Genomic DNA, 24185 nt, shown 5'->3' with positions numbered 1-24185 from the left:
AAACAAAAGTCCATAGAAACCTATAGACTTTAAATCAAAACGAAGAAATTAGTTGCCACCCAATATCCCTCTAGCACCTCCAGTGTAAGAAGTAATATTAGAAACCACCGTATTTAGTAAGGTTTGTAACTGATCTATAAGTTCCTTATCGACATATAATGACTTCTCAGAATTTGCAACTTTTCTAGCAAAACCAATAAGCACATTTCTGTGCATATGTCTCGGATCTCTGTCGTAATTGATTCCATAAGGATCAAATTGTTGAATTAATACTTTCCCTAGGTTTGTTTCAGTGTATAGTTCTTCATATTGATGTATTAAATTTCGGTTATAAATTTCATAATACAGGGCCTTAAGTAATTCATCGAATATAGAATTTGGAAGTGAAATAGTAGGTTGGATATCAGTAGATTGGGTATCAACAATATTTTTAAGGTTTTCTTGTGTGGTATTAATTGCCACAATAAATAATTCAGTTAAGACCCTCATACTAGAATGAATAGGCCCATCAGAAAGTTGCTTTTCCTTTTGAATTAAAACCTCTTGTAATTGTTTTAACATTAACTTTTTTCAGTTGCAAAAATATATAGACATGCAACTCAAACTATGCCTATAATAATTATAACATCTAAATCATTTCTGTAAAGATCTTTTTCACCTTGCTACTGAACTAGTTGTTGAAGTGAAACTTGATGTAGAGTTTGTACTTACACTTTTGGTTGATGTAGAAGACATACTCGCTGATTTTTCTGATTTCATAGAATCTTGATATGTTATCATCAATCTATTCAAAGCTTCTTGTTTAGCTCTTTCATCCTTCACATAAACTGAAAAAACAAATAACATAGCTGTCAAAACCGTAAGGGTCAAAAGTGTAATTATCAAACTCAAATAATCTGAAGTTGATTGCTTAGATCTATTACTTGCAGTTGATGGAACATTTTTATCAGAGAAATTGTCCCTTTTCCAGTTTTGGTACATATCTGCATACTCTTCTGGTGTTGGGAAATTTGCTAATTGTTGGGGCATATTTGCTTGTCACTCCATACATTATGGAGTCAAAATAAAATTTACTTTCTTGAATTTTTACAAATTTAGTTAGATAATGCAAGTAGTTTTAGAGTATTTTGCAAAAATTCATAATTCTAGTTGTAAACGGTGAAACAAGTAGTATTAATTATTTATGAGTTATAACAATCGAAGCTATGTCAACATATCAAAATCCATTTTCGGAAGCAAATCAAACAAATTCAAGTTTTGTAGGTCAAAATGTGCCTGCTGATTTAAATGAAGCTGAGACAAATTCAATTTTTTTAGGTGAAAAAATATTGAATGGGGAACTTTTGACAGATCAGAAAGTAAAAATATTACTAAAAAATTTAAATAGACATGGACTAATTTCTGGTGCAACAGGCACTGGAAAAACGAAGTCCTTGCAATTACTTTGCGAGCAACTCGTTAGTTCTGGAGTATCTGTTCTTGCGATGGATATGAAGGGTGATTTATCAGGACTTTCACAAATGGGAGAACTAAATTCAAAAGTACAAGAAAGAATAGATAAAATGAGACTCCTTTGGAATAGTAAATCATTTCCAGTAGAATTCTTAAACATCTCCAACGACTTGGGTGTCAAACTACGATCAACAGTTTCAGAATTTGGGCCTGTACTTTTTTCTAAAATATTGAATTTAAACGATACTCAAACAAGCGTTATGTCAATGATTTTCAAGTATTGTGATGATAATGGACTTTTGCTAATTGATTTAGAGGATATAAAAAAAGTACTGACATACCTTACTCAAGATGGAAAGATAGAAATACAAAAAATTTACGGGCAAATTTCACCTGCAACGATGAATATAATTATGAGACAAATTATCCAACTTGAACAACAAGGTGCAGCTGATTTTTTTGGAGAACCAAGTTTTCAAGTAAGTGATTTGTTGAATAATAAAGTCAATATATTCAATGTTGATAAAATACAAGATAAACCAATGCTATTTTCTACTTTTATGCTTTCACTACTTGCAGAAATTTATGGAACCTATCCTGAGGTTGGTGATCTGGAGAAACCAAAACTTATAATCTTTATAGATGAAGCACATTTGATTTTTGATAATGCAACCAATGAACTAAAGTCACAACTAGAAACGGTTATCAAACTTATTAGATCAAAAGGGGTTGGGATTGTTTTTATCACTCAACATCCAACGGATATACCAGAAAGCATTTTGGCTCAATTATCTTTGAAAATTCAGCACGCACTTCGAGCCTTTACTCCAAAAGATAGAAAAGATATCAAACTTATTGCAGATAATTTTCCAATTACGAAAGAATATGATGTCGAAGATGTTTTGACAAACCTTGGAATAGGAGAAGCTTTGGTAACTTCATTGGACAAAAATGGCATTCCAACCCCAACAACTCATGCTTTAATTTGTCCCCCAGAAAGTAGAATGGATGTGATAACTCAAGGTGAAAAACTAGACATTATAAATAGCTCAATATTGGTCAAAAAGTATGATCTAAAACTAGATCCTGAATCAGCTGAAGAAATTATCGTGAAGAGAATTGAAGAAAAAATGGCGAGACAAGAGGAGGCTAGATTCGAAACTGAAAAAAAGCCTAAAAGCAAGGAGACATTTTTGGACCAGTTTGGAGATGTTTTTGATAATCCACTAAGTAAGCAAGTTGGGCGAAATGTCAAAAATACAATTGCAAGAGAAATTACCAGAAATTTATTTGGTATGATTGGAATTGGGAAAAAGTAGATATTAATTCATCTAGAAAGTCTTTTTAATTTATAGAACAAATGAAACTACAAACTATCAAAAACTATTTTTTACACTTACCACAAGCAATTTTTTGGAATATCATTTATAGATTTCCAAGCAAAAAGCTGAAAATAATAGGAGTAACTGGAACTGACGGAAAAACTACGACTTCAAATATGATTTACCACATTTTGAAACATAATAATTTTAAATCTGGGATGGTTTCTACAATTTCTGCAAAAATTGGAGATGATGATCTTGATACTGGTTTTCATGTAACTTCACCTAATCCTAAAGATATACAGAAGTATCTGAAAATGATGGTTGATAAAAAAATTGAATATGTAGTTCTTGAGACAACTTCTCACGCACTTGATCAATTTAGATATTGGGGAATAAAATTTGATTATGCTGTTTATACAAATATAACTCAAGATCATTTTGATTATCATGAAAATTATGAAAATTATTTAGAGGCAAAATTGAAATTGATTGATAATTTGAAAGGTAATGGAGTTGTAGTTGCCAATGCTGATGATAGAAGTTATGAGTTTATTCAAAAACGAATTCTTCAAATGATTAGATTAAGTAGAAAGATGGATTTAGTTAGTTATGGAATTGACAAAGGTATAAATAAAGCCAAAAATGTTCAAACTAACTTAGAAGGAATTCAATTTAATTTATATAGAAAAGATAACGAAACTTGGTATTCGGCAGAATTTGATGAAAAATTAAACATAGATTTATTTTCAATGAATCACAAAGATGGTATTTTAGATAAACTATTTCAAGTTCCAATGCTCGGAAACTATAATGTTTACAATGCACTTGCAGCAATTTCAGTTTGTGAAAATTTGAAAATTAATTTAGACAATATTGCTACTGCTCTGTCAACTTTCACTTCACTTCCTGGAAGAATGGAAGTTATGACAAATAAGTCCTATTTAGAAAGTTGGAAACATAGCGATTTACCAATGATTATAGTTGATTTCGCACATACCCCAAATGCGTTGGAAAATGCTTTAACTGCTGTAAATAACTTAAAGAGTAAAGACAGTAAATTAATTGTTATTTTTGGTTGTGCAGGTTTACGAGACACATCAAAAAGACCTATAATGGGAGAAGTTGCAGCAAAACTTGCTGATACAATAATCCTTGTTCCTGAGGATCCTAGAACGGAAGATTTAGAAGAGATCAATAATCAGATTGAAATTGGAATTAGAAAAGTTGAGGAAGCATTTAAACCTGAGGTATTTAGATTTGATGAACCAGAAGTCAAAAGTAGAGAACTAGGAATTGCAAAAGCGATGGAAATTGCAAATCCCCAAGATATAATTGTTATCTGTGGAAAAGGTCACGAGCAATCACTTTGTTTTGGAACTACAGAATATCCATACAGTGACCAAGAAGTAGTTAGAAAATTAATTAAAGATTAAAGATATTAAAGTGAAAAACTTCCTGATCAGTCTCATCAACATTTATCAAAAAACCTTTTCTTTTGATCATAGCTTTTGGGCTAGACCTGATAAATTTAGAGTTTGCATATATGAACCCAGTTGCTCAGAATATACAAAACAAGCAATTGCAAAGTATGGAAGTTTAAAAGGAAGTTGGATGGGATTTTTGAGAATTTTCAGGTGCAATCCATTCGCTAAAGGTGGGTATGATCCAGTAAAATGAACCAAGATCTTGAACTAGTCAAGTTGTCAAAAACCAATCCTGAATATTTTGGCTTAATTTATGACAAGTATTTTGACCGCATTTATAGATTTTTTCTCTCAAGACTTGGAAATGTCTCAACTTCAGAAGATTTAACTTCAACTACTTGGCTTAAAGTTGTAGAAAATTTATCACATTTTGAACCAAGTCATGAAAATTCATTTGTAGTTTGGTTGTTTGCAATTTCTAGAAATACACTTTTTGACTATTACAAAGCAAATAAAATCCAATTTCAAGATTTGTATTCAGAAGAAAAAGAAGAATACTTAAGTTCTGATGAAAATTTGGAGGAAACCGTATTCAACAATATAGAATTAGCTCAATTTAAAAAAAGTATATTGATTTATCTTTCACAACTACCTCCATCTCAAAATGAATGTATAAGACTCAGATACCTTGAAGAACTGACAAACAAGGAAATTTCGACTTTATTATCAATTTCAGAGAAAACTGTTTCAGCACATATAGCTAGAGGTTTGAAACAAATTCGGCGATTTTTCGGCAGTAATTTATAATCTTTTTCGTATTTGTAATTAAGAAACATGCAAGATGACTTCAATAAACAAAACTCAAAGTTAAACGAAATGTTTCAATCTAGTTTTCCGGAAGCTAGAGAAGAATTTCGGAATAAACTCAAGTCTGAAGTCATGAATAAACTTGCTGTTTCGACAAAATCACAAGTTGTTGGTAGTGGAATGAAAAATATCCCTACCAAGATTACGAAATTTATGTCTTTTTATCAAAAATTCTTAGCTGGTACAGTTGCTGCAGTTGCAATTTTTGCGATATTTTTAGGAGTAAATTCTTATTTAATTTCAAATAAGGCCGAACCTTTTGCTATCAGTAAAGTTAGTGCAATGATAGATGAAACTTTGGAAAACTTTATTTATGTTAGAAAATACAATGTTTTACCCGGGAAAGATTATTCTTATGTAATAAATAATTATTCTACCAAAGTTCCTAGTTTAGATTTAGAATTAAATAATGTTGGAGGTCTAACATTTGAGATTTTTGAACATACAAATTCAGATAATCAATATTTCCAAAAGAAGGTTGTTGGAGGAACAAGTTTGATATATTCGAACGGCACAATTTGGCTTAAAAACGAAAATGGAAAAAATTACTTGAATTATCTAAACTCAGAGCCTAATGGGGTAGAATATTTAAAGTCACTCCTAAATGGTGAAAAATCAGACACAAAAGTTACTTCAGAAACAAATGATAGAGCTGAAATTACAGTCGGAGCAAGTATCCAAAATGCTTATGGCCGAATTTATGTTTTCAATAAAAGTGATTACAAAGTTTTAGAAACCAGATACTTTTATGCAAATGAAACTGGTCAAAAATATGAATACAAAGTTGAAAAATTTATAGATTGGCAAAAGTTAGATATTTCAGAATTTAGCACAATGTTTGATATAACTATGAATTATCAACTTGTAGGAACAAGTGATCAAGCAGAGACTAGATCTAGCTCAAGTTCTGAAGTTAATAATAGTAGTAATTCAACAAACTTTTCCCAAAGTTCAAGTATAACTGTAAATATTAATATTATTGAAAATGTAGAGTTAGATCAAAGTTGTGGTTTCGACGGAGTGAATCAATTTGATTGTGCAACAGGATTGAAATGTGATACAAGCAATAGTGTAGATATTGGTGGTGGCTTAATGGGAGTTTGTAAAAAGCAATAATTTAATTATTATAAAATAAAGAAAAAAGGGGATTCAATTTTGAGTCCCTTTTTAGTTATAATCAACTTATGTCAAATAAAATTTCAATATTCGATAAATCAGGAAATATTATAGGTTCAGAAGAAAGATATATAGTTGAAACACCAAATTCAGGATTTATCAGAGGAGTTGCATCATTAGTCATAAAAACTAAAGATAATTACTTCTTAATTACTAAAAGACACAAATCAAAAAGAATTTATCCAAATTTATGGCAAGTTTGTGCAGTAGCTGGGACTATTGATGCTGGAGATAGTGTAGAGAAAACTTTAGTTAAAGAAGCTTTGGAAGAAGTAGGGCTTAGAATAAAATTTGAAGATTTAAAATTACTAGAAAAAGCTTTACGAACTAGTGGTGGAAACGATGCTTGGTTTTTTACATACAAATGCACAATTGAAGAAGATGTTGAAAAAGTTAGACTTCATCCAACTGAATGTTTTGGATTTTGCTTTGTAACAATAGATGAAATGAAAACTATGCAAAAAGCTGGAATGATGACAGAAAACGCAGATAAGTTGATAGAACTGATAGAAACTGAAAATAATTAATAACTTTTTAACATGGACATAAAACAAATTTTTCTAATTCTTTCAATAATTATTGGATTTATAACACCAATAATAGGTATCAGATCAGTTTTAAATGGAAGCTATAAGCCACATAGGATAATATGAAAGCAACAAAAGATATAAGAGGTTTAATAGGCATGGTTTGGTTAAGAGGAAATATAAAAATCGGCGACGAAGTACAAGTTATTTTGCCAAGTGGGAATAAAATGTATTAAAATACAATATGCAAAATGAAATTCAAAAACATAAACTTATTATCATTGGTTCAGGTCCAGCAGGTTTAACTGCTGCAATTTATGCAGCTCGTGCTAACTTAGAACCAATTGTTCTTGCTGGAATTGAGCCTGGAGGACAACTAATGCAAACTACTGATGTAGAAAACTTTCCAGGTTTTCCAGATGGGATTTTGGGTCCTGAATTGATGCAAAAAATGATTGCTCAAGCTGAAAGGTTTGGAGCGAAAATCATATATGAAAATGTAACTAATGTTGACTTTTCGGAAGATAGAAATTTCAAGATTAATACAGATTTAAATGAATATTTTACTGAATCTGTAATTGTTGCAACAGGTTCAAAAGCAAAATGGTTGAATATAGAAAATGAAGATAAACTCAAAGGTCGTGGAGTTTCTGCTTGTGCTACTTGCGATGGTGCTTTTTATAAAAATAAAAAAGTTGCAGTAGTTGGAGGTGGTGATACGGCAATGGAAGAAGCTTTATTTTTGACTAACTTTGCGAGTGAAGTAATATTGATTCACAGAAGATCTGAGTTTCGTGCAAGCAAAATAATGATTGATAGAGTTCTTGCAAATCTAAAAATTAAAACCATGATGAATTCTCAAGTTGTTGGATTTAATATGAATCCTTCCTTAAAGGAAGGTGGCACGCCTGAGGGTGACGAAAGGTTAGAACATAAGTTTGACAAATTGACAGATATTATGATTCAAACAAACCTTCAGTCCCCAGATGGGACAGCTTCCTATGAGGAAGCATCAATACAAGTAGATGGGCTTTTTGTTGCAATCGGTCATGAACCTCAAACTATTATATTTAAAGGAATTTTGGAACTAGATGATCTTGGTTATATAATTCCAAGCAAAGATAATGTAGTTAAAACAAATATTCATGGAGTTTTTGTAGCAGGTGATGTGAGTGATCCAAAATATAGACAAGCTATACTTGCTGCAGGACATGGATGCATGGCTATGCTCGAAGCTCAGGAGTATTTGAATGAAAGATAATTATGTCTATTGAAGATAAGATATATGAAATAAAAAAAAACAAGAAAAGTTACTTTGCCCAAATACATAGAAGAAACTTTGATGGATGATATATTAGCCGGTTATTGGAGTGATGAGGAAGTTGAGAACATTGCTGCAGATCGCATGCCCTGGGAGTGGGAAAAGAAAAGTTTAGAAAGAGTCAAAAGTCGAGATTTATTGACATTGGTTGAAAGATATACAAAGATGAAACTTCCGCTCGGTTTGTCTGACAGATTTTTGATTGATTGTATAATTTTTGACAAAAAGTTAATTGAACCTAGCTTTCAGGATTTGAAACTCCTTGCTGAGTATTACTCTACTATTCTTAGTACTATGGGATCATTTGGCATCAATCATGTGTTAAATGCTATAGGACCACAATATGAAGATAGTTTGAGAGAAAAAGGTTTAGTAGTTGTGAAAGACATAGAAAAAGCAATATTAAAACTAAGAAAAATCAAGGCAAAAGATAAAGAAAGGTTGGAATACTTAAAGTAGTTGTAAGTAATTCAGATAGGCTACAAAATACATTTGATTTAAACATGGTATCAAAGTTAGATATAGGTAGTATTTTCAATTTTATTTTACAACTTCCCTAAACTCTTGCTATCATCTTTTCATGAGTCAAACACTGATTATCGTTGAATCACCTACAAAAGCAAAGACAATATCCAAGTTTCTTGGAAACAATTTCACAGTTCGAGCATCTTTTGGACATATCCGTGATCTTCCAGAATCAGCTGCAGATATCCCAGCAAAATTCAAAAAAGAAAAATGGGCAAGACTTGGCATAAATGTTGAAAATAACTTTGAACCGCTTTATGTAGTTCCGAGTGATAAAAAAAAAGTTATAAAAGAATTGAAGGACTTGATCTTGAGTTCTAACGATGTAATTTTGGCAACTGACGAAGATCGTGAAGGAGAAGCAATTAGTTGGCACTTGCAAGAAGTTTTGGCCTTACCTCAAAAATCAAAAAGGATAGTTTTTCACGAAATTACAAATTCAGCAATCGAAGAAGCTCTCAAAAATCCTAGAACAATTGATATGAATGTAGTTCAAGCTCAAGAAACTAGAAGAATTTTGGATAGACTCGTTGGCTATACTATCTCACCATTACTCTGGAAAAAAATTGCTTTTGGTCTTTCAGCTGGAAGAGTTCAATCAGTTGCAGTAAAAATTGTAGTTGCTCGTGAACTTGAAAGAATGAATTTCAAAGTTGCCTCATTTGATTCAATAACTGGAACTTTTGAATTTGAAAAACAAAATTTTGATTCAAAATTAGTTGAGATAAATTCGCAAAAAGTTGCAACAAGCAAAGACTTTGGTGAAGATGGAAAATTATTAAATAAAGAATTAGTTATAATTACTGAAAATAGTAAAGATGAAATCATAAACAAGATTAAAGCACAAGATTTTGTAGTTACAAATGTTGAAAAGTCTGAAGTCAAAAGAAATCCTGCCGCTCCATACATTACTTCAAGTTTGCAAATTGATGCAAATAGGAAACTTGGATTTAGTTCAAAACAAACTATGCAAGTTGCTCAAAAACTATATGAGCTTGGGTATATAACTTATATGAGAACTGATTCGGTTAATTTGTCAGATCAAGCATTATTTGGAATAAAAAATAAAATTGAGAAAGAATTTGGAGCAAATTATTGGGCAGGTTATTTCAGAAAATATAAATCTCGCTCAAAAAACGCACAAGAAGCCCATGAAGCGATAAGGCCAGCTGGAAACAAATTTAGTTCAGCTCAGGAACTTGGTTTGGAAGGAGAATTAGCGAAACTTTATGATCTAATTTGGAAGAGAACTCTTGGATCTCAGATGAAAGAAGCTATTATTGATCAAACTTCGGTAGATATTAGTTCTAACGATCAAAGTTATATATTTCATTCAACAGGATCGATCATTAAGTTTGATGGATTTTTGAAACTATATAACCTTCCGTCACGAAATGTGACACCTTCCTATAAGGAAGGAAATTTAGATGATTCAGAATCAGAAGAAAATCAAACATTACCAGAACTTCAAGTTGGAAATAAATTAGATTTAAAAGATTTGGTTTCAAACATTCACGAAACTAAACCACCAGCAAGATACAATGATGCAAGTTTAGTGAAAAAACTTGAAGAAGAAGGAATTGGTAGACCTTCAACTTATGCAAGTATTATTTCAACTATCCAATCTCGAGGTTATATATCAAGGCTTGGAAATCAACTTGTCCCAACTTACACAGCATTTGCAGTTGATAATTTACTTCAAAAGCATTTTGGAAATTTAGTTGATCTAAAGTTTACATCTGCAATGGAAGATACATTAGACGAAATTGAAACTGGAAATGTAGATTGGTTGGATTATTTGAAAAAGTTTTATTTGGGCGAACAAGGTTTAGAGGAAATTACAAAAAGAGAAGAGAAAGAAATAAATCCAAGACTAGCTAGTATTGTGAATTTGCCAAACTTATCTCAAAAATACAAAGTTAGAGTAGGGAAGTTCGGTGCTTTTGTAAATAAAGTTGATCCAAAGCTAGATAGTGAAAAAATAAATTTTGATGAAGTTACTGAAAAATCAACTATTCCAAATGAAGTTTTGCCAGCTGATCTGACAGACGAGAAAGTTGAAGAATTACTTCAAACGAAGGCTAGATCAGATGAACCAATTGCAAAAAATAGTGAAGGTGAGGATATATTTTTGAAATCAGGAAGATTTGGAGCATATTTGAAAGTCGGAGACAAAAACTATTCAATTCCAAAAGGTACAAAAGATATAACTCCAGAACTTGCTTTGAAGATTATTGAGTTACCTAGACTTGTTGGGAAACTTGATAGTTTAGAAATTCGTGCTGGGTTTGGGAAGTTTGGACCATACTTACTTTGGAATGCAAAATATACTTCAATTCCAGAAGAGTTTAACTTGTTTGATATAACTGAAGAGCAAGCAATTGAGTTAATTAAAAACTCTAAGACTAAATCTAGATCAACTAGAACTAAATCTACTCCAAAAGGAAAAGATCTTGGCATGATAGGTAAAAAAAAAGTAATTTTGATGGATGGTAAGTATGGACCTTATCTCAAATTTGGAACAAAAAACTTCAAAGTACCGAAAGATGTTGATTTAGAAAAACTAGATTTGGAAGTAGCGAAGAATTTTCTTAAATAATGTTTTCATTCTATCTCGTCGCTCAATCTGAGCAATCTTTCGTTCAAAGAAATGCTTGTATTCTGGTGCATATTCAGTAAAAAAGTTTGTTTTAACTTGTCCCAAATCGTTTTGTGCAAGTTCAAAGTATTTGTTTATACTTCTTAAAGCTAATTGTAAGTTTTCTCGAGTTTGTAATGTTTTATTATATCTAATTTTATTGGCCAAATTATAATATGCATTAACATAGTTTGGATTTATCTCAATTGCTTTTCTGAGCATCCATATAGCTTCTGCCCCAGTTAATCGAAGACCTAAGTTATAATACGCTGTAGCAAAATTTGGATTAATTTCAATTGCTTTTCTGAACATACTTATTGCCTCTTCTCCAGTTAGTTTAGTTCCTAAATTATTATATCCTTCAGCATAATTTGGATTTATTTCAATTACTAATCTCAAAAGTGCAATCTGCATCTTTTTGTCTGAAATAAATTCACCACCCACAAGATTTAAAATAATACCTCCTACTATAGTCTTATCAAAATCACCAACAGAGATATATCCAGCTTTTTCAGTAGGCATAAACTGATCTATACCTGTTTCAAAATACTTTTTCAAAACTCCATCTATTTCTGGAGTAATACCGATAGCATACGTTGCGTAAAATATATCATGATTCATAACTGAAATATTACGATTACTTTCGTGTTTCTCTTTACTTATATTTGCATCAAACATATAGTTTTCGTCTTGTACATTTAGTGCAAGTTTTATATGACGATGCTCATACCAAGTTGCTACTTTGACATTTGGAATATATTTTTTGATCAAGTTCCCTGCCAGAAATGACTGAAGCTGACACTCAAATTCTCTACTTTCAAGAGCCGTGGCAGGGCTATAAGTTTTGGCAGGAGCATAAGTTTGGCATACATCCTAAATGTCTCTGACTTTTTCTATATCTGATAAATTGTGCCATCTTTCAGAATTTTTTAGTTCATTCACTGCCTCGACTATTCTTAAACTTTCGTCTTTAAAGCCTGGTATTATTTCGAAGATTTGTCGTATATCATTATCAAGATATTGTTTTCTTTCTGCAGGTGGAACTCTCAGATTCTTTTCCCAATTTTGCCATGCATTTTTCGTAAGTATATTTATGGTAGCTTGTTTAGCAGCTGATAAAAATGTCTTTTCAAGTCCTACTTTTGTTTCTTTTGATAATTCACCGTTTCTTGATTCTATATTTTCTACAAAGTATTTGAGTAATAGACTTTTATGTTTTAATGTTGCTTCACTTCTTCTAGCTTTCAGTTCCCTTTGTTCTTTCGTGATTTTATCTCCAACATATGGTTTTTCTATAGGATGAACTCTTTTCCAACCATGAAGATTTCTTGCATACTTACTATCTGGATCATCTCTTCCTATAGCCCATAAAAAAAGTTCATTTTTATATGTTTGAGATTCGTTTGATAAATTTTGCTTAGATAAATCAGATATTTCTCTTACATCTTCATTCCTTATACTACAACCTAATCGGTATACTTGATTTGCGAATTCTAAAGCAATATTTGATTTTTGAACAATATCTTCTCTAGCTAAAAGTATTCCTACATCTTTGAGTCTTCTACCAAAATCTGAGATATCAGTATTTGCCTCTTGCTTTAGCATTTGCAAAACTTCTTTTGCTGTCGCTTCAGTTGCTATACCGAGTTTAGTTTGTCCAGTCCTGCTATCTCTTTGAATACTAGTTGAATTATTATCTGCTGTAGTATGATTGAAGTGAGAACCTAGTGCATTTATAATATCTACAAAAGATATTGCATCATTATTATCAAAATTATCAAATCTCTGGTTTTCAACCTTATTGACTAAGTCCATTTTTTTTCAATATTAGCAAACTCCGAAAATATATGCCATAGTTTTTGTAAGTTTGAAAAATGAAATTTATATCTCTTTCAAAAGTCTTAGGTTTTTGCTAAAATTTCTGACAATATGAAGAAATTTATACTATACACAGTATCATTTTTGTTCACAGGTGCTATTGCATTTGTCTTTTGGGCAATATATATATAATTCTCTATTTTTTCAAAATATTTACTTCCATGAATCAGACAAAGAAAACCATTGGATCAAGGAAAAAAAGAAAAAGTACCACTCCACAAGGATTGGCATCACTAAATACTTACTCAAAAACAAGAAAGAAAACTGCACTTAAAAAGAAGTTGAAAAGTGTTTTACTTGTATTTCTTTGGGGAGGATTTATATTTACAATTATTGGATTTGTTGGTGGTATAGCTTTGGTAGCAAAGTTCACTGAAGATTTGCCTGATCCTACCAAGCCGTTTGAAAGAGGACAAACTGAACCTTCTATATTTTATGATCGCAATGGTAAGTTTCTTTACAAACAAATTGGTGATGTTGATAGAGATTTGTTGCAAGATATTTCCGAGGTTCCTGATAGGGTCAAATGGTCTTTCCTTTTGGCGGAAAACAAAAGATATTATGAAGATCCTGGAGTTGATATCGTAGCTACTGCAAGATGTTTTTATGTGACATATTTACGCAAGGGAAATTGTGGAGGTTCAACTATAACTCAACAAATACTTAAAAATACTGTCTTCAAAGATTATCCTTACGACACAAAGACAAGGAAAATTAAAGAAATGATTCTTGCGTTGAGATTGAATCAACTATACTCAAAAGACACTATACTTACATTTTACCTAAATGAAGTGGACTTTTCGCCAACATCTTATGGAGTGAAAACTGCTGCTAGATATTACTTTAACAAGGAGCTCGATCAGTTGACACTTGGAGAAAGTACATTTCTGGCAGGACTCCCTCAGAATTGGACGATTTATTCGCCATACAATTCGAAACAAATAGTTTGTAGAGAAAAGCAAGGAGATAGTACAGGAATAGGTTTGTCTGAAGGACAATATAGTAGAGATGAAAATGGCAAAGTTACCGTTGCATTTGATGGATCAACAGTTATAGAAACAAACCCTTACAAGTGCAGGCAACTATTTGTCCTAAATGAATTTGAACAAGAACAAGAATTATTGAAAGACCATGGAATCAACATCCCAATTCAAGACATACAATCTGCAAGAACTGAAGAACTTGCATTTGTAACTCCAACTGTAGAAAAAAATGCTCCTCACTTTGTAGATTATGCAATTGGTCAATTAATTGATGAGAATGCTATTTTTATAGATGATAAACCTCTGACCATGAGTATGCTAAATGAACGAGGGTACAATATTTTCACGACTATAGATCTAGATATCCAAAATATCGCACAAAAGGCAGTTTTCGATGGCGCAGAATCAAACAAAAAAAATTATGGAGCTTATAATAGTTCTTTAGGAGCTATTGATTCAAGAACTGGTGAAGTACTGGCTATGGTAGGATCAAAAGGTTATAACCTAGAGAGTGAAGGCAAAAATGCAAACACAGGAATTAGTAAGTTCGACGGACAGGTGAACATTATGAATTCTTTACAACAGCCAGGTTCAAGTATGAAACCTATATCTGAAGTTGCTGGATTTGAAAACGGAAGTTTATATCCTTCGGCATTTATACCTGATGTTCCTTATAAAGTAGGTAACTATACACCACAAAATGCATTTGGTGGTGGTGTTGGGTATTCAGCTGGATCTACAAAAAACTTTTTGAGAGATCAGCTTAGGGCTTCATACAACAGGCCAGCTTTTATTGCCCAGCAAATAATGGGGAACGAATTAGTATTTAATATGTTCAATAAGCTTGGTTATACTACTTTCAAAGATGTTGGTGAAATAGTTCCAACTACCATATTAGGTGCAAATGACATTTTACCTATCGAACATATAAATGCATATGCCACTTTAGGAAATTTAGGAATTTCTCATCCAGTTCAAAGCATACTTAGAATTGAAGATAAAAATGGAAATATTTTATGGAAGTACGAGCCAGAAAAGTTGGCAAAACAGGTCATTGACTCTAGAGCTGCATATCTTATGAATGATGTCATAAAAGAGTCTGGTCCTGCAAAGTATTATAGTAGGTTTTGGATACCAGAATTGAATGGATATATAAGATCTGGGAAGACAGGCACAACTAATGATAGTTTGGATAATTGGTATGTTGGATATTCAAAACACATTAGTGTTGGAGTATGGTCAGGTAACAACGATAACAGTGCTGTAAATTTGCGATCAGACGGTGCGACTCTATCACTACCTATTTATAATGATTTTATGAAACAGCTTGTTGCGAATTATCCTGATACATATAAAAAGAATGATGATTGGGAAAAACCAAGTGGAATTACAGAAGTTACTGTTTGTAATTACTCTGGTCTCCCCGCTAGTTCAACCTGTGATAAGACAAGTAAATCTATGTTTCTAGCTGATAAATTACCAGCAGTAGATGATAGTATAACTAAGATACAGGTCTGCACAGATAAACCTGCGTCTTATTCAGATGCACAAGCGAAATTGAACGATCAGTCACAAAAGATGAAGGCGAGAGATATTGACATACAATACAATTTTGCAAAAGAAGATTTGAATGTTTATATAAAAATGCCTAAAGCAGAAATGCAAGACCAGATAGATAAGTTGTTAAAGCAATCTCCATCTGCAAAATTGACAAATTGCGATACTGATTATGTTTCTTTGAATCTCAAGCCAATAATTACTATAGCTTCTCCACAACAAAGTCAGTCAATAAATATTGGAGAAATGTTGATTGTGAACGCGAGTGCTACCGGAGCATTAGGTGATGTCATTAGTATGAAAGCATATCTAGATAATAGTTTGATATCCACTTCAAGTGGAAACTCGCTAGTTACCAATATAAACATAAATAATAGTTTTGCATCAGGATTACACTTGCTGAAAATAGAGGCTACAGATGTTGGAGGTAGTGTTGCTATGAATGAAGTTTCTATTAGTATAGTGAATCCAACTCAAACTTTAAACGGAATTTTAACGATAACTTCTCCTGCTTCAGGAAGTTCAAAAGCTGTAAATACTCCATTTGCAATTACTGCTAAGTATGCTGGTTCAACTGATTATACAAATGTCATTTTACTTGTAAATGGTATACAATATGCTAGTATGACCGATATCGGAAACAAGTTATTTCAAATAAATTATACTCCAACATCAACTGGAAACTATATTTTTTTGGTTAACTATGTTACGAGCGTAGGAACTTTATCATCTTCACCAATTAGCATAAATGTCATTTAATTTTGACTAGATAATTGTTGATATAATTAATACATTTGCCAATTTACAAAAAAGGCTTGATATAATTTGTATTGGTGATAAAATGATTCCTTGAATATCAAATTATAATTTAAGTTAGAAATAATGTCAGATAACAAAATTGTCAAACAAAAAAAAACTTCAGCAAAACCAACTCAAGCTATAACCAAAAAGAATAATGAGATAAATGACATTGAAGTAGTAGATAGAACGGTTAATATGCAAAACCACAAGACTACAGATAGAAACATTATTGGAAGCCAAATACCAGAAACGTTTTGGGTTGTAAATATAAACGGGAGCCAAGAAATCGTTTGGCGTGGACTTGAACTTTCAGTCGACAAAATAAATGACCTTGACTTAGAAAATGATATAGAAGTTCTTTTGTATGTGAGCGCAGGCAAAGTTAGTACAGATAATTCAGCTGAATCAAAAATTAAATTCGAAAAAATTGAAGATTATCTAGGGGAGAAAGTAACTACAAGAGTTTTTAAGGCAAAATCAAGGTATCGAAGGACAAGAGGTAAGAGGCAGCATAAGACTTTACTAAAGGTAAGCTAAACTAATAGAAAATTTATGGCACATAAAAAAGCCGCTGGTGGCGGAATTCGACAACACAAAAATCCTGCTGGAAAAAGATTAGGAGTCAAAAAGACTCATGGTGAAATGGCACAACCTGGAAATATCATTGTCCGACAGAAAGGTACTCGATTTCATCCGGGTATTGATATCTTACTCGCAAAAGACTTTACCTTAGTTGCTAAGAAAGAAGGTAAAATATCCTTTAGAAGAATGCCTAAAAATCCTAAAAGGATTATTGTGGATATTGTTTCTTAGTTTCAATATCACTTTCATTTCTTTTTGATTGCATTTTTTCAAATTCCTGTTATAATTTGATAAAGACAAAAGTCTTACTGCTCCCATTTGATGTTTAACATTCGCTATTATTAATTGAGATTTATTTCAGTTAATATACTTTGTTGGTAATACACATCTATGTATCAGATTCTTTTTTATTTACTTATTTTAATAAATTTTCAAAATGGGAAATTTTCAAAAAATACTAAAAACAAAAAGCTTTGTTTTTATCTTTGCGGTTATTTTTTTGTCACTATTTATCATAGGACTTTCTGTTTTAAAGATACAAAACAAATTTACCGATCGACCTTCAGCATTTAGTGGGAGGGCAGTAGAGATACCTACACCTGCTAGTAATATTACATGTGGAGTGAAGATAGAATCAGTATCAGATAATTGTAATTCTGGCTGTAGTTTTTACGGAGACCCACAATCTGGAGGGATATATAGTAAAGAAGATGCATATAGATGTGGAACAAGAAACAACAGTAATGATTCCCTAACTCAAACTTTGTCTTTGAGAAATACAACTGGCTATACAATAGATGTTAGATACGGTAAACTGCCACAAAATGAATCAATGACATACTCTTGTATGTCACAATACGGTAGTCACTGGGATGATCAAGATAATCAATACTTCTCATGCGATCAAAATCCAGGCCAAAACGATAAATCAGTTCAAAAGATCACACTACAAGCAGGAGAAACAAAAAATATTACAGTCGGGAGAAATTATCCAATGAACTCTACAGCTCCATATGATAGATGTGGATCTGTTCAACTAGACTGGGGAATAATTGATGTTACCGAATATAAACCTAGTGGATACGTTACCAACTCAGGTGTATCTTGTAATCTAGCAAGACCGTCCGATGGAATGACAGTATCTGCTATGTGTACAACAGGCAAATCATGTACACAAGTTGTTACAAAGCCAAACTTGATAATACAAAAGCAAGGTAATGCAAGCTCAGCAAAAGCAGGTGATACAATTGAATACACAGTGAAAATATCAAATATAGGTAATGCTTCTACAAATGGAACAATTACAGTTCTAGAAGCACCCGTCCAAGGAGAATACTATACATACCAATCACTAGTAGCAGGAACTGGATGGACATGTACAAAGTACGATCCAAATCCACCCAACAATCCAAATCATAGAGTAGTATGTACAACGACAAAACAATATGTACCTTCAATAAATGTATGGGATACAGTTGTAAAGGTATATGTGAAGATCAATGATAATGCACCAGTAAACCATACTATTGTTGACCATGCAAGAATTATAGATTCAACCGATACAACAGATGGTGATACTACTGACTGGGCATGCGATGCAGACCTAGAAGGTGATAATGACAGTAATAATGATAATAATCAAGATAATTGTGACGGTTGGACGCTGACAATTACGCAAACTCCAATAAATGCAGTATGTGGAAGTGCAAATGGAGGAACAGGGACATGTGGCACTAGTATACCTACAGGAGATCTATGTAACCCAGGTAATGCTGGTAGTGAAACAATTTCATACCCACAAAATGGAGGAACTGTTTCATGGACATGCAGTGGAACAAATGGTGGAACAAGTGCAAATTGTTCTGCTAGTTGTTTGAAACCACCAACTCCAGTCAATGGAGTATGTGGAAGTGCAAATGGAACTAGTGGATCATGTAGCAGAACTCTCACACCACTATGTGCACAGGGGACAGCAAATCCTGCAAATCCTACGTTCTCCAATGGAACTGTTTCATGGACATGCAGTGGAACAAATGGTGGAACAAGTGCAAATTGTTCTGCTAGTTGCAGTAACCCAGTCTCAAGCTCAACACCAACAAGTACACCAGCAACTAGCTCAACTACTAGTACTCCAGTTGCTCAGTACCCAAATTTGATAATACAAAAGACTTCAGATACAAATGTCACCACAGGCGGACAAGTAAGTTACCAACTTAAGGTTCTGAATGTAGGTCAGGTTGCAACAAATAGTCCAATAGTAGTTACAGAAAATCTTCCTTCTACACTGACTTTCGTTAGTGCTAGTGGAACTAACTGGAATTGTAGTAATGTAGGTAATGATATTACATGTACAAGAAGTCAAGCATTAGGAGTGAATCAAAATTCCATAATTACAGTTGTTGCAAACATAAACACAGGATTTATTGGTAATATTTCAAACGTAGCTAGTGTCTCAGGAGGTGGAGAAATTGATACTACAGACATTAATTGTGATGTAGTTTCCAACCCTATCAATACAGTCAATAACTATGATAACTACGATAATTGTGACGGGTGGAATATCGATGTAGTTAGTACTAATATTGCAATAAGTAAGACAGTATTGCAAAATAATCCAAACTCAATTACATACAATATTAGTGTAAGAAACTTAGGTACAGTTTTAGTGCAAAATGTAAGAATTGTTGATAATTATGATTCAACAAGATTATCATTAGAAAGTACAAATCCTGGTTATGATTCAAATAATACATCAACCAATATTGGAACTTTCGTAATCAATAATATAGGTAATATAGAACCCTTAGGTACAAAGAATATTATAGTTGTATTCAAAGTAAAGGAATCTGCGCCTGCTGGTTTAGCTTGTAACTTTGGTGGACAAGCATCAGGACAAGTAGAGGGAATACAAAGTCCGATTACTGGAACATTTGCAGATACTACAAACTCTCTTTGTATGAATGTAGTTATTGTTACAAAAGATACTCCATATATAAATTTGACAAAAACTAACAAAACTGGAGCTTTAGTCGAAATCGGACAAAAGGTTCAATGGGAAATTATTACGAAAAATCTATGTTCAGGAAATTGTGAACCAATAAACTCTTTGAGATTTACTGATAGCTTTGATAAGCAATATCTAAGCTTTAGTTCAGTATTTGTCCAAAAAAGAGATGCAAATGGAACTGTCTTATTTGAAACTGCACCTCTTGTAGTAAATATAAATGAAACCAATGCGAACATTTACACTTTTGGCAATACGAATGTCATAGAACAAGTAGGTAGTTTGACAAATGGTCAATATCTAATATTCACAGTTTATACAAATGCATTGAAGTCTTCAGAGAATGTTATAAATAATGCCAAAGTAATTGGTCCAAATAATGAAGCTATCGCTCAAGCATTTGTCAAAATTAAACAGCCAGAAGTTTTGGGAACTACTGAAACACCAAAAGAAATGCCAAAAACTTCAGGTGTACTAAATTTACAAAATATTCCTGAATCAATATTGATAGCAATAATTTTGAGCTCAATAATTGTCGCTTTTGGTGTAGCGTGGCCAAATTTGAAGAAATACTCTTGATAAATTGTTTGATATGAATTTACTAAAAGGTATTAATTATCAAAGAAGAAAAGCAAGAATAAGAAAAGTTTTCAGAATGCAGATGCAGGTAATAAGTTTACTTTCATCTGTGTTTCTGATGACATATGTGATTTATAACTATCAAACTTTATCTGGGAATATACTTGCAAATCCTTTGATATTGGAAAATCAAATTGAACTCCCAGGTACAATAAACATTGCTAACTTCAAAGATAGTTCTCCATTTCTGGAGAATGTAAATGCAAGTGAAATTACTTTTGATGATAGTATTCCAAATGATGAACAAACTAAACTAATTCAAGAAGTATCCAATCTTCAATCAAATTCTTTGATGATAAGTAATCCGAAGATAAAAGGTGGACTTGTTGAAGGATCGATGAATGAGGGTGAAGCTGCAATGACAAAGGGCTTCTGGGTTTATCCAAATGGGTTTACACCTGAAGTAATTGGTACTACTGTTATATATGGTCATAGGTATTATCATATGCCTCCAAAAACAGAAACATTTTATAATTTAGACAAAGTTCATGTAGGAGAAAGCATTGAAATTAGCTGGAAGGGTCAAATATACAAATATCAGGTCATTGATACAAGAATAGTAGAGAAAACTGATTGGTCAGCTGTCAAAAATGAAGGCTTCCAATCTATAAAGTTGGTCACTTGTACACCTATTGGATCTGATAAACAAAGGATTGTAATAACTGCGAGAATTATATAAAATGTAATACAATTAAAAATATGGTAATAGAGATTAAACCCAAAACAATACTAATGATTCTGATTGTGATTAGCTTGTTTTCAATTGCAATGGAATTGAAAACTGTTTTTGTCTTACTATTTTTTGCGTTTATTTTATATAGTGCATTTCTTCCAATAGTCAATTTTCTTAGATCAAAAGATTTTTCCAAAACTTTTTCTATAATAACAGTATTTATTTTGACTTTTATAATATTAGTATTGTTAGTTACATTAGTCTCAATCCCACTGTTTGAACAGTTTAATGTGTTTTATCAAAATCTTCCGACCATAATTGAAAGGATTATTGCTTGGATAAGTGGAACTTTTCCTCAATTTGGTCAACAACTGAATACCGATGAAATCATCAAAGAAATAATGTCTAGTACGAATACTGACTCAGTTGTATCCATTATTTCAAATCTAGGTAACATATTTAGTAGCTCTATGCAGTTTTTATTCAATTCTTTTATTGTTTTAGTAATGTCAGGATTTATGCTTTCTTTAAATATTGATCAAAGAGATGTTTTAAAAATATTGAATAAGCTTGGCATTAAAGATACACAAAGATTTCAGCTAATATTTTTCAAGATCGTAACAAAGGTAGGTATGTGGTTTAGAAGTCAACTAATTATCTGCCTAACTTCAGCTATTGTTACAACATTATTGTTTACAGTACTAGGCTTTGAGTTTGCAATTCCTATGGGAATAATAGCCGGATTATTTGAACTTATTCCAAATTTTGGAACCGCTTTGCAAATTCCTTTAGCATCAGTTTTGGCTTTAGCAACTGGCGAAGAACCAATTTTGGTAATCATTTATCTTGTTGCAGTGTTGATATGGCAACAAATTCAAGGCAACTTTATAGTACCAAAACTTATGCATAAAACTGTAGGATTAAATCCACTTGTAACATTGTTTGCTGTTCTATCGGGAACAACATTACTCGGTGCTGCAGGTGCTGTTTTGGCTATTCCAGTAGCTGCAATCTTGCAAATTAGCCTAGAAGAGTACTTTTCTAGATAATGTTCATTCTATAGATCTATAAAAATCATTTATTACTTGATTTTGTCTTCCAAAATTAGTATTCTTTCTGTATGGGATTACTATCTTCAGATAACTCTGACAAGGTTGTTGAGCTAGAAAAAAAGATTGCAGATCTGGAATTGCAATTGGGAAATAAAAGCTCAAATGAACTTATAAAAACACTTTATAAATGGGATGCTCCGGAGCGTGTTTTTGTAGCAAGGACCAAAGATTGGTTTTTGAAAGTTAGTATGATTTTTCTCTTTATAATTTTATTTCTAGCGTTTATGGGTGAAATTATTTTGATAATACTTGCAATATCATTAATTTTTTTGATATTTATTATGGCAACAGTACCTCCAGAAAGTGTTGCACATGAAATTACTACAAAAGGTTTGAAAGTATCAGGTAAATTTTACAAATGGAGTGAATTAGACTCATTTTGGTTTACAAAAAAGTATGATTTTGTGCTACTTAATATTGATACGAATTTGTCTATGCCATCAAGGTTAATTTTACTACTTGATTACAAAAAAATGCGAATGATTGATGATAAAGAATCTCCTTATAGTTCAGATATTGAAGATATCAGTAATTTGCTGGGGAGATACATTGAAATAAAGGTTTTTGATGAAAACATAAAACAGAGCAAGTTTTCAGAACTAACTGAAGGTAAAATTATTCAATAAATTATATTTATGTCACTATTTGAAACAAAAAATCCATTTTTAACTGATCCTCTTGATGTACCAGTAGCAGGTTCTGGATTTATAAACTTTCTTCAAACAATTGTTATAGCTTTGGCTATTGTTGTTATATTATATTTATTTATAATAACTCCAAACGAAGTAAAGGGAGAATCTATGCGAGAAACACTTCAAGATCACGATATACTTCTTACAAATAAGCTGGTCCAAATATTTGGTGGAGCAAATTCACCTTTATACAAAGTATTTGGCGACTACGAACGCGGCGACATTATCACCTTTCACTTGTCAAGTACTACTCAAGAAGAGGATTTAATTAAAAGAATAGTTGCTCTTCCAGGAGATAAAGTGATGATTCAAGATGGATTGTTGTATGTAAATGGAGATAAAGTGATTGAAAATTATCTAGCTGATGGTACTTTTCGAAATGAAATTATTGGAGTTAGTTCAAAAACAGTAAACAACAAAGACAAAACATACTTACCGAATACTTCAACATTGATAGAAGGTAAGGAATCAACTGTACCTCCCAATTCTTATTTTGTTATGGGAGATAATCGAGGAAATAGTAGAGATTCAAGGTATTCAGACATTGGTTTTGTATTAAGAAAATCATTGAAAGGAAAAGTATTCTTTAGGATTTTTCCTTTAGACAAATTGGGAATTCTGAACAATCCATTTAAGTAAAGTTTCAGTTATCAATTTTTTAATATTTAATATATGTATCGACATTCAATAATATTACTTATAGCTTTATTTATAGTATCTGCAACTACTTTAGGAAGTTTTTGGATTTCTAATGTTTATCAGACCAAAAGTTTTGAGTTTGGATTTCCTTTGCATATATTGGAACAAGATTATTCCAAATATGGTAATGGCGAGGTAGAAACCGAGAAATTTCCTGTAACTATTTATTTTAATCCTAATATAGACTCAACTAGGTTTCCCAAAACATTTTTAGTAAATAATTTTTGGATAGATTACGTCATTTTTGTAGCATTACTAGAAATCATTATTGAGGTTATTATTCACTATGGCAAGAAACTAAATTTCTAAT

Annotated in this window: 22 protein-coding genes; 18 read left to right on the top strand and 4 right to left on the bottom strand. The window is 32.0% G+C overall.

Annotated features, from left to right (window positions below; all coding sequences use genetic code 11):
• Positions 1-48: 48 nt before the first annotated feature.
• Complete coding sequence (locus IPJ91_01585; protein QQR93832.1) at positions 49-561, bottom strand: hypothetical protein; 513 nt, start codon at positions 559-561, stop codon at positions 49-51.
• 93 nt (positions 562-654) lie between these two features.
• The gene (locus IPJ91_01580) at positions 655-1029 is read right to left on the bottom strand and encodes a hypothetical protein (GenBank protein ID QQR93831.1); all 375 of its coding nucleotides are present in this window, start codon (positions 1027-1029) and stop codon (positions 655-657) included.
• Positions 1030-1205: 176 nt separating this feature from the next.
• Here IPJ91_01580 and IPJ91_01575 point away from each other — a divergent pair, with 176 nt between their 5' ends.
• The 9 genes from IPJ91_01575 (at position 1206) to topA (ending at position 11216) form a co-directional block, all read left to right on the top strand.
• The gene (locus IPJ91_01575) at positions 1206-2771 is read left to right on the top strand and encodes a DUF853 family protein (protein ID QQR93830.1); all 1566 of its coding nucleotides are present in this window, start codon (positions 1206-1208) and stop codon (positions 2769-2771) included.
• A gap of 41 nt (positions 2772-2812) precedes the next feature.
• The gene (locus IPJ91_01570; GenBank protein QQR93829.1) at positions 2813-4210 is read left to right on the top strand and encodes a UDP-N-acetylmuramoyl-L-alanyl-D-glutamate--2,6-diaminopimelate ligase; all 1398 of its coding nucleotides are present in this window, start codon (positions 2813-2815) and stop codon (positions 4208-4210) included.
• A gap of 10 nt (positions 4211-4220) precedes the next feature.
• Positions 4221-4454: a membrane protein insertion efficiency factor YidD gene (gene yidD, locus IPJ91_01565; protein QQR93828.1), complete on the top strand. Its 234-nt coding sequence runs from the start codon at positions 4221-4223 to the stop codon at positions 4452-4454.
• Positions 4451-5008 (top strand): sigma-70 family RNA polymerase sigma factor, encoded by a 558-nt coding sequence (locus IPJ91_01560; protein QQR93827.1) that lies wholly within the window; start codon positions 4451-4453, stop codon positions 5006-5008. Before yidD ends, IPJ91_01560 begins: the two co-directional genes overlap by 4 nt.
• 27 nt (positions 5009-5035) lie before the next feature.
• Positions 5036-6184: a hypothetical protein gene (locus IPJ91_01555; GenBank protein ID QQR93826.1), complete on the top strand. Its 1149-nt coding sequence runs from the start codon at positions 5036-5038 to the stop codon at positions 6182-6184.
• A gap of 68 nt (positions 6185-6252) precedes the next feature.
• Positions 6253-6771, top strand: coding sequence for an NUDIX domain-containing protein (locus IPJ91_01550; GenBank protein QQR93825.1), 519 nt, complete (start codon positions 6253-6255; stop codon positions 6769-6771).
• Between the two features lie 244 nt (positions 6772-7015).
• The gene (locus tag IPJ91_01545) at positions 7016-8032 is read left to right on the top strand and encodes a thioredoxin-disulfide reductase (protein QQR93824.1); all 1017 of its coding nucleotides are present in this window, start codon (positions 7016-7018) and stop codon (positions 8030-8032) included.
• A 54-nt stretch (positions 8033-8086) separates the two neighbouring features.
• Entirely contained in the window at positions 8087-8551 is a 465-nt protein-coding gene (locus tag IPJ91_01540) for a hypothetical protein (protein ID QQR93823.1), read from the top strand.
• Between the two features lie 121 nt (positions 8552-8672).
• Positions 8673-11216 carry a type I DNA topoisomerase gene (gene topA / locus IPJ91_01535; GenBank protein QQR93822.1) on the top strand — a complete coding sequence of 848 codons (2544 nt, stop codon included), beginning with the start codon at positions 8673-8675 and terminating at the stop codon, positions 11214-11216.
• Here the strand turns inward: topA and IPJ91_01530 are convergent.
• Positions 11181-12026, bottom strand: a complete 846-nt coding sequence (locus IPJ91_01530; GenBank protein QQR93821.1) for a tetratricopeptide repeat protein — start codon at positions 12024-12026, stop codon at positions 11181-11183. The genes topA and IPJ91_01530 overlap by 36 nt on opposite strands.
• A 102-nt stretch (positions 12027-12128) precedes the next feature.
• On the bottom strand, positions 12129-13070 hold the full coding sequence (locus IPJ91_01525; protein ID QQR93820.1) for a hypothetical protein: 942 nt from the start codon (positions 13068-13070) through the stop codon (positions 12129-12131).
• A 224-nt stretch (positions 13071-13294) separates the two neighbouring features.
• Here IPJ91_01525 and IPJ91_01520 point away from each other — a divergent pair, with 224 nt between their 5' ends.
• From IPJ91_01520 to IPJ91_01480, 9 genes are all read left to right on the top strand, one after another.
• A complete protein-coding gene (locus IPJ91_01520; GenBank protein ID QQR93819.1) occupies positions 13295-16432 on the top strand; it encodes a penicillin-binding protein in 3138 nt (1045 codons plus the stop codon).
• Between the two features lie 123 nt (positions 16433-16555).
• Positions 16556-17011 (top strand): bL21 family ribosomal protein, encoded by a 456-nt coding sequence (locus tag IPJ91_01515; protein QQR93818.1) that lies wholly within the window; start codon positions 16556-16558, stop codon positions 17009-17011.
• A gap of 15 nt (positions 17012-17026) precedes the next feature.
• A complete protein-coding gene (gene rpmA / locus IPJ91_01510; GenBank protein QQR93817.1) occupies positions 17027-17287 on the top strand; it encodes a 50S ribosomal protein L27 in 261 nt (86 codons plus the stop codon).
• Between the two features lie 205 nt (positions 17288-17492).
• Positions 17493-20639 (top strand): hypothetical protein, encoded by a 3147-nt coding sequence (locus IPJ91_01505; GenBank protein ID QQR93816.1) that lies wholly within the window; start codon positions 17493-17495, stop codon positions 20637-20639.
• Between the two features lie 13 nt (positions 20640-20652).
• The gene (locus IPJ91_01500; protein QQR93815.1) at positions 20653-21378 is read left to right on the top strand and encodes a class E sortase; all 726 of its coding nucleotides are present in this window, start codon (positions 20653-20655) and stop codon (positions 21376-21378) included.
• A gap of 20 nt (positions 21379-21398) precedes the next feature.
• Positions 21399-22421 (top strand): AI-2E family transporter, encoded by a 1023-nt coding sequence (locus tag IPJ91_01495; protein ID QQR93814.1) that lies wholly within the window; start codon positions 21399-21401, stop codon positions 22419-22421.
• Between the two features lie 71 nt (positions 22422-22492).
• The gene (locus tag IPJ91_01490; GenBank protein QQR93813.1) at positions 22493-23110 is read left to right on the top strand and encodes a hypothetical protein; all 618 of its coding nucleotides are present in this window, start codon (positions 22493-22495) and stop codon (positions 23108-23110) included.
• Positions 23111-23119: 9 nt separating this feature from the next.
• Positions 23120-23815 (top strand): signal peptidase I, encoded by a 696-nt coding sequence (gene lepB, locus IPJ91_01485; GenBank protein ID QQR93812.1) that lies wholly within the window; start codon positions 23120-23122, stop codon positions 23813-23815.
• A gap of 33 nt (positions 23816-23848) precedes the next feature.
• The gene (locus IPJ91_01480; GenBank protein QQR93811.1) at positions 23849-24184 is read left to right on the top strand and encodes a hypothetical protein; all 336 of its coding nucleotides are present in this window, start codon (positions 23849-23851) and stop codon (positions 24182-24184) included.
• The last annotated feature ends 1 nt before the right edge of the window (position 24185 follow it).

It is taken from the genome of bacterium, from assembly GCA_016699595.1.
Classification (GTDB): Bacteria; Patescibacteriota; Dojkabacteria.
This window is presented reverse-complemented; position numbering and strand designations above follow the sequence as displayed.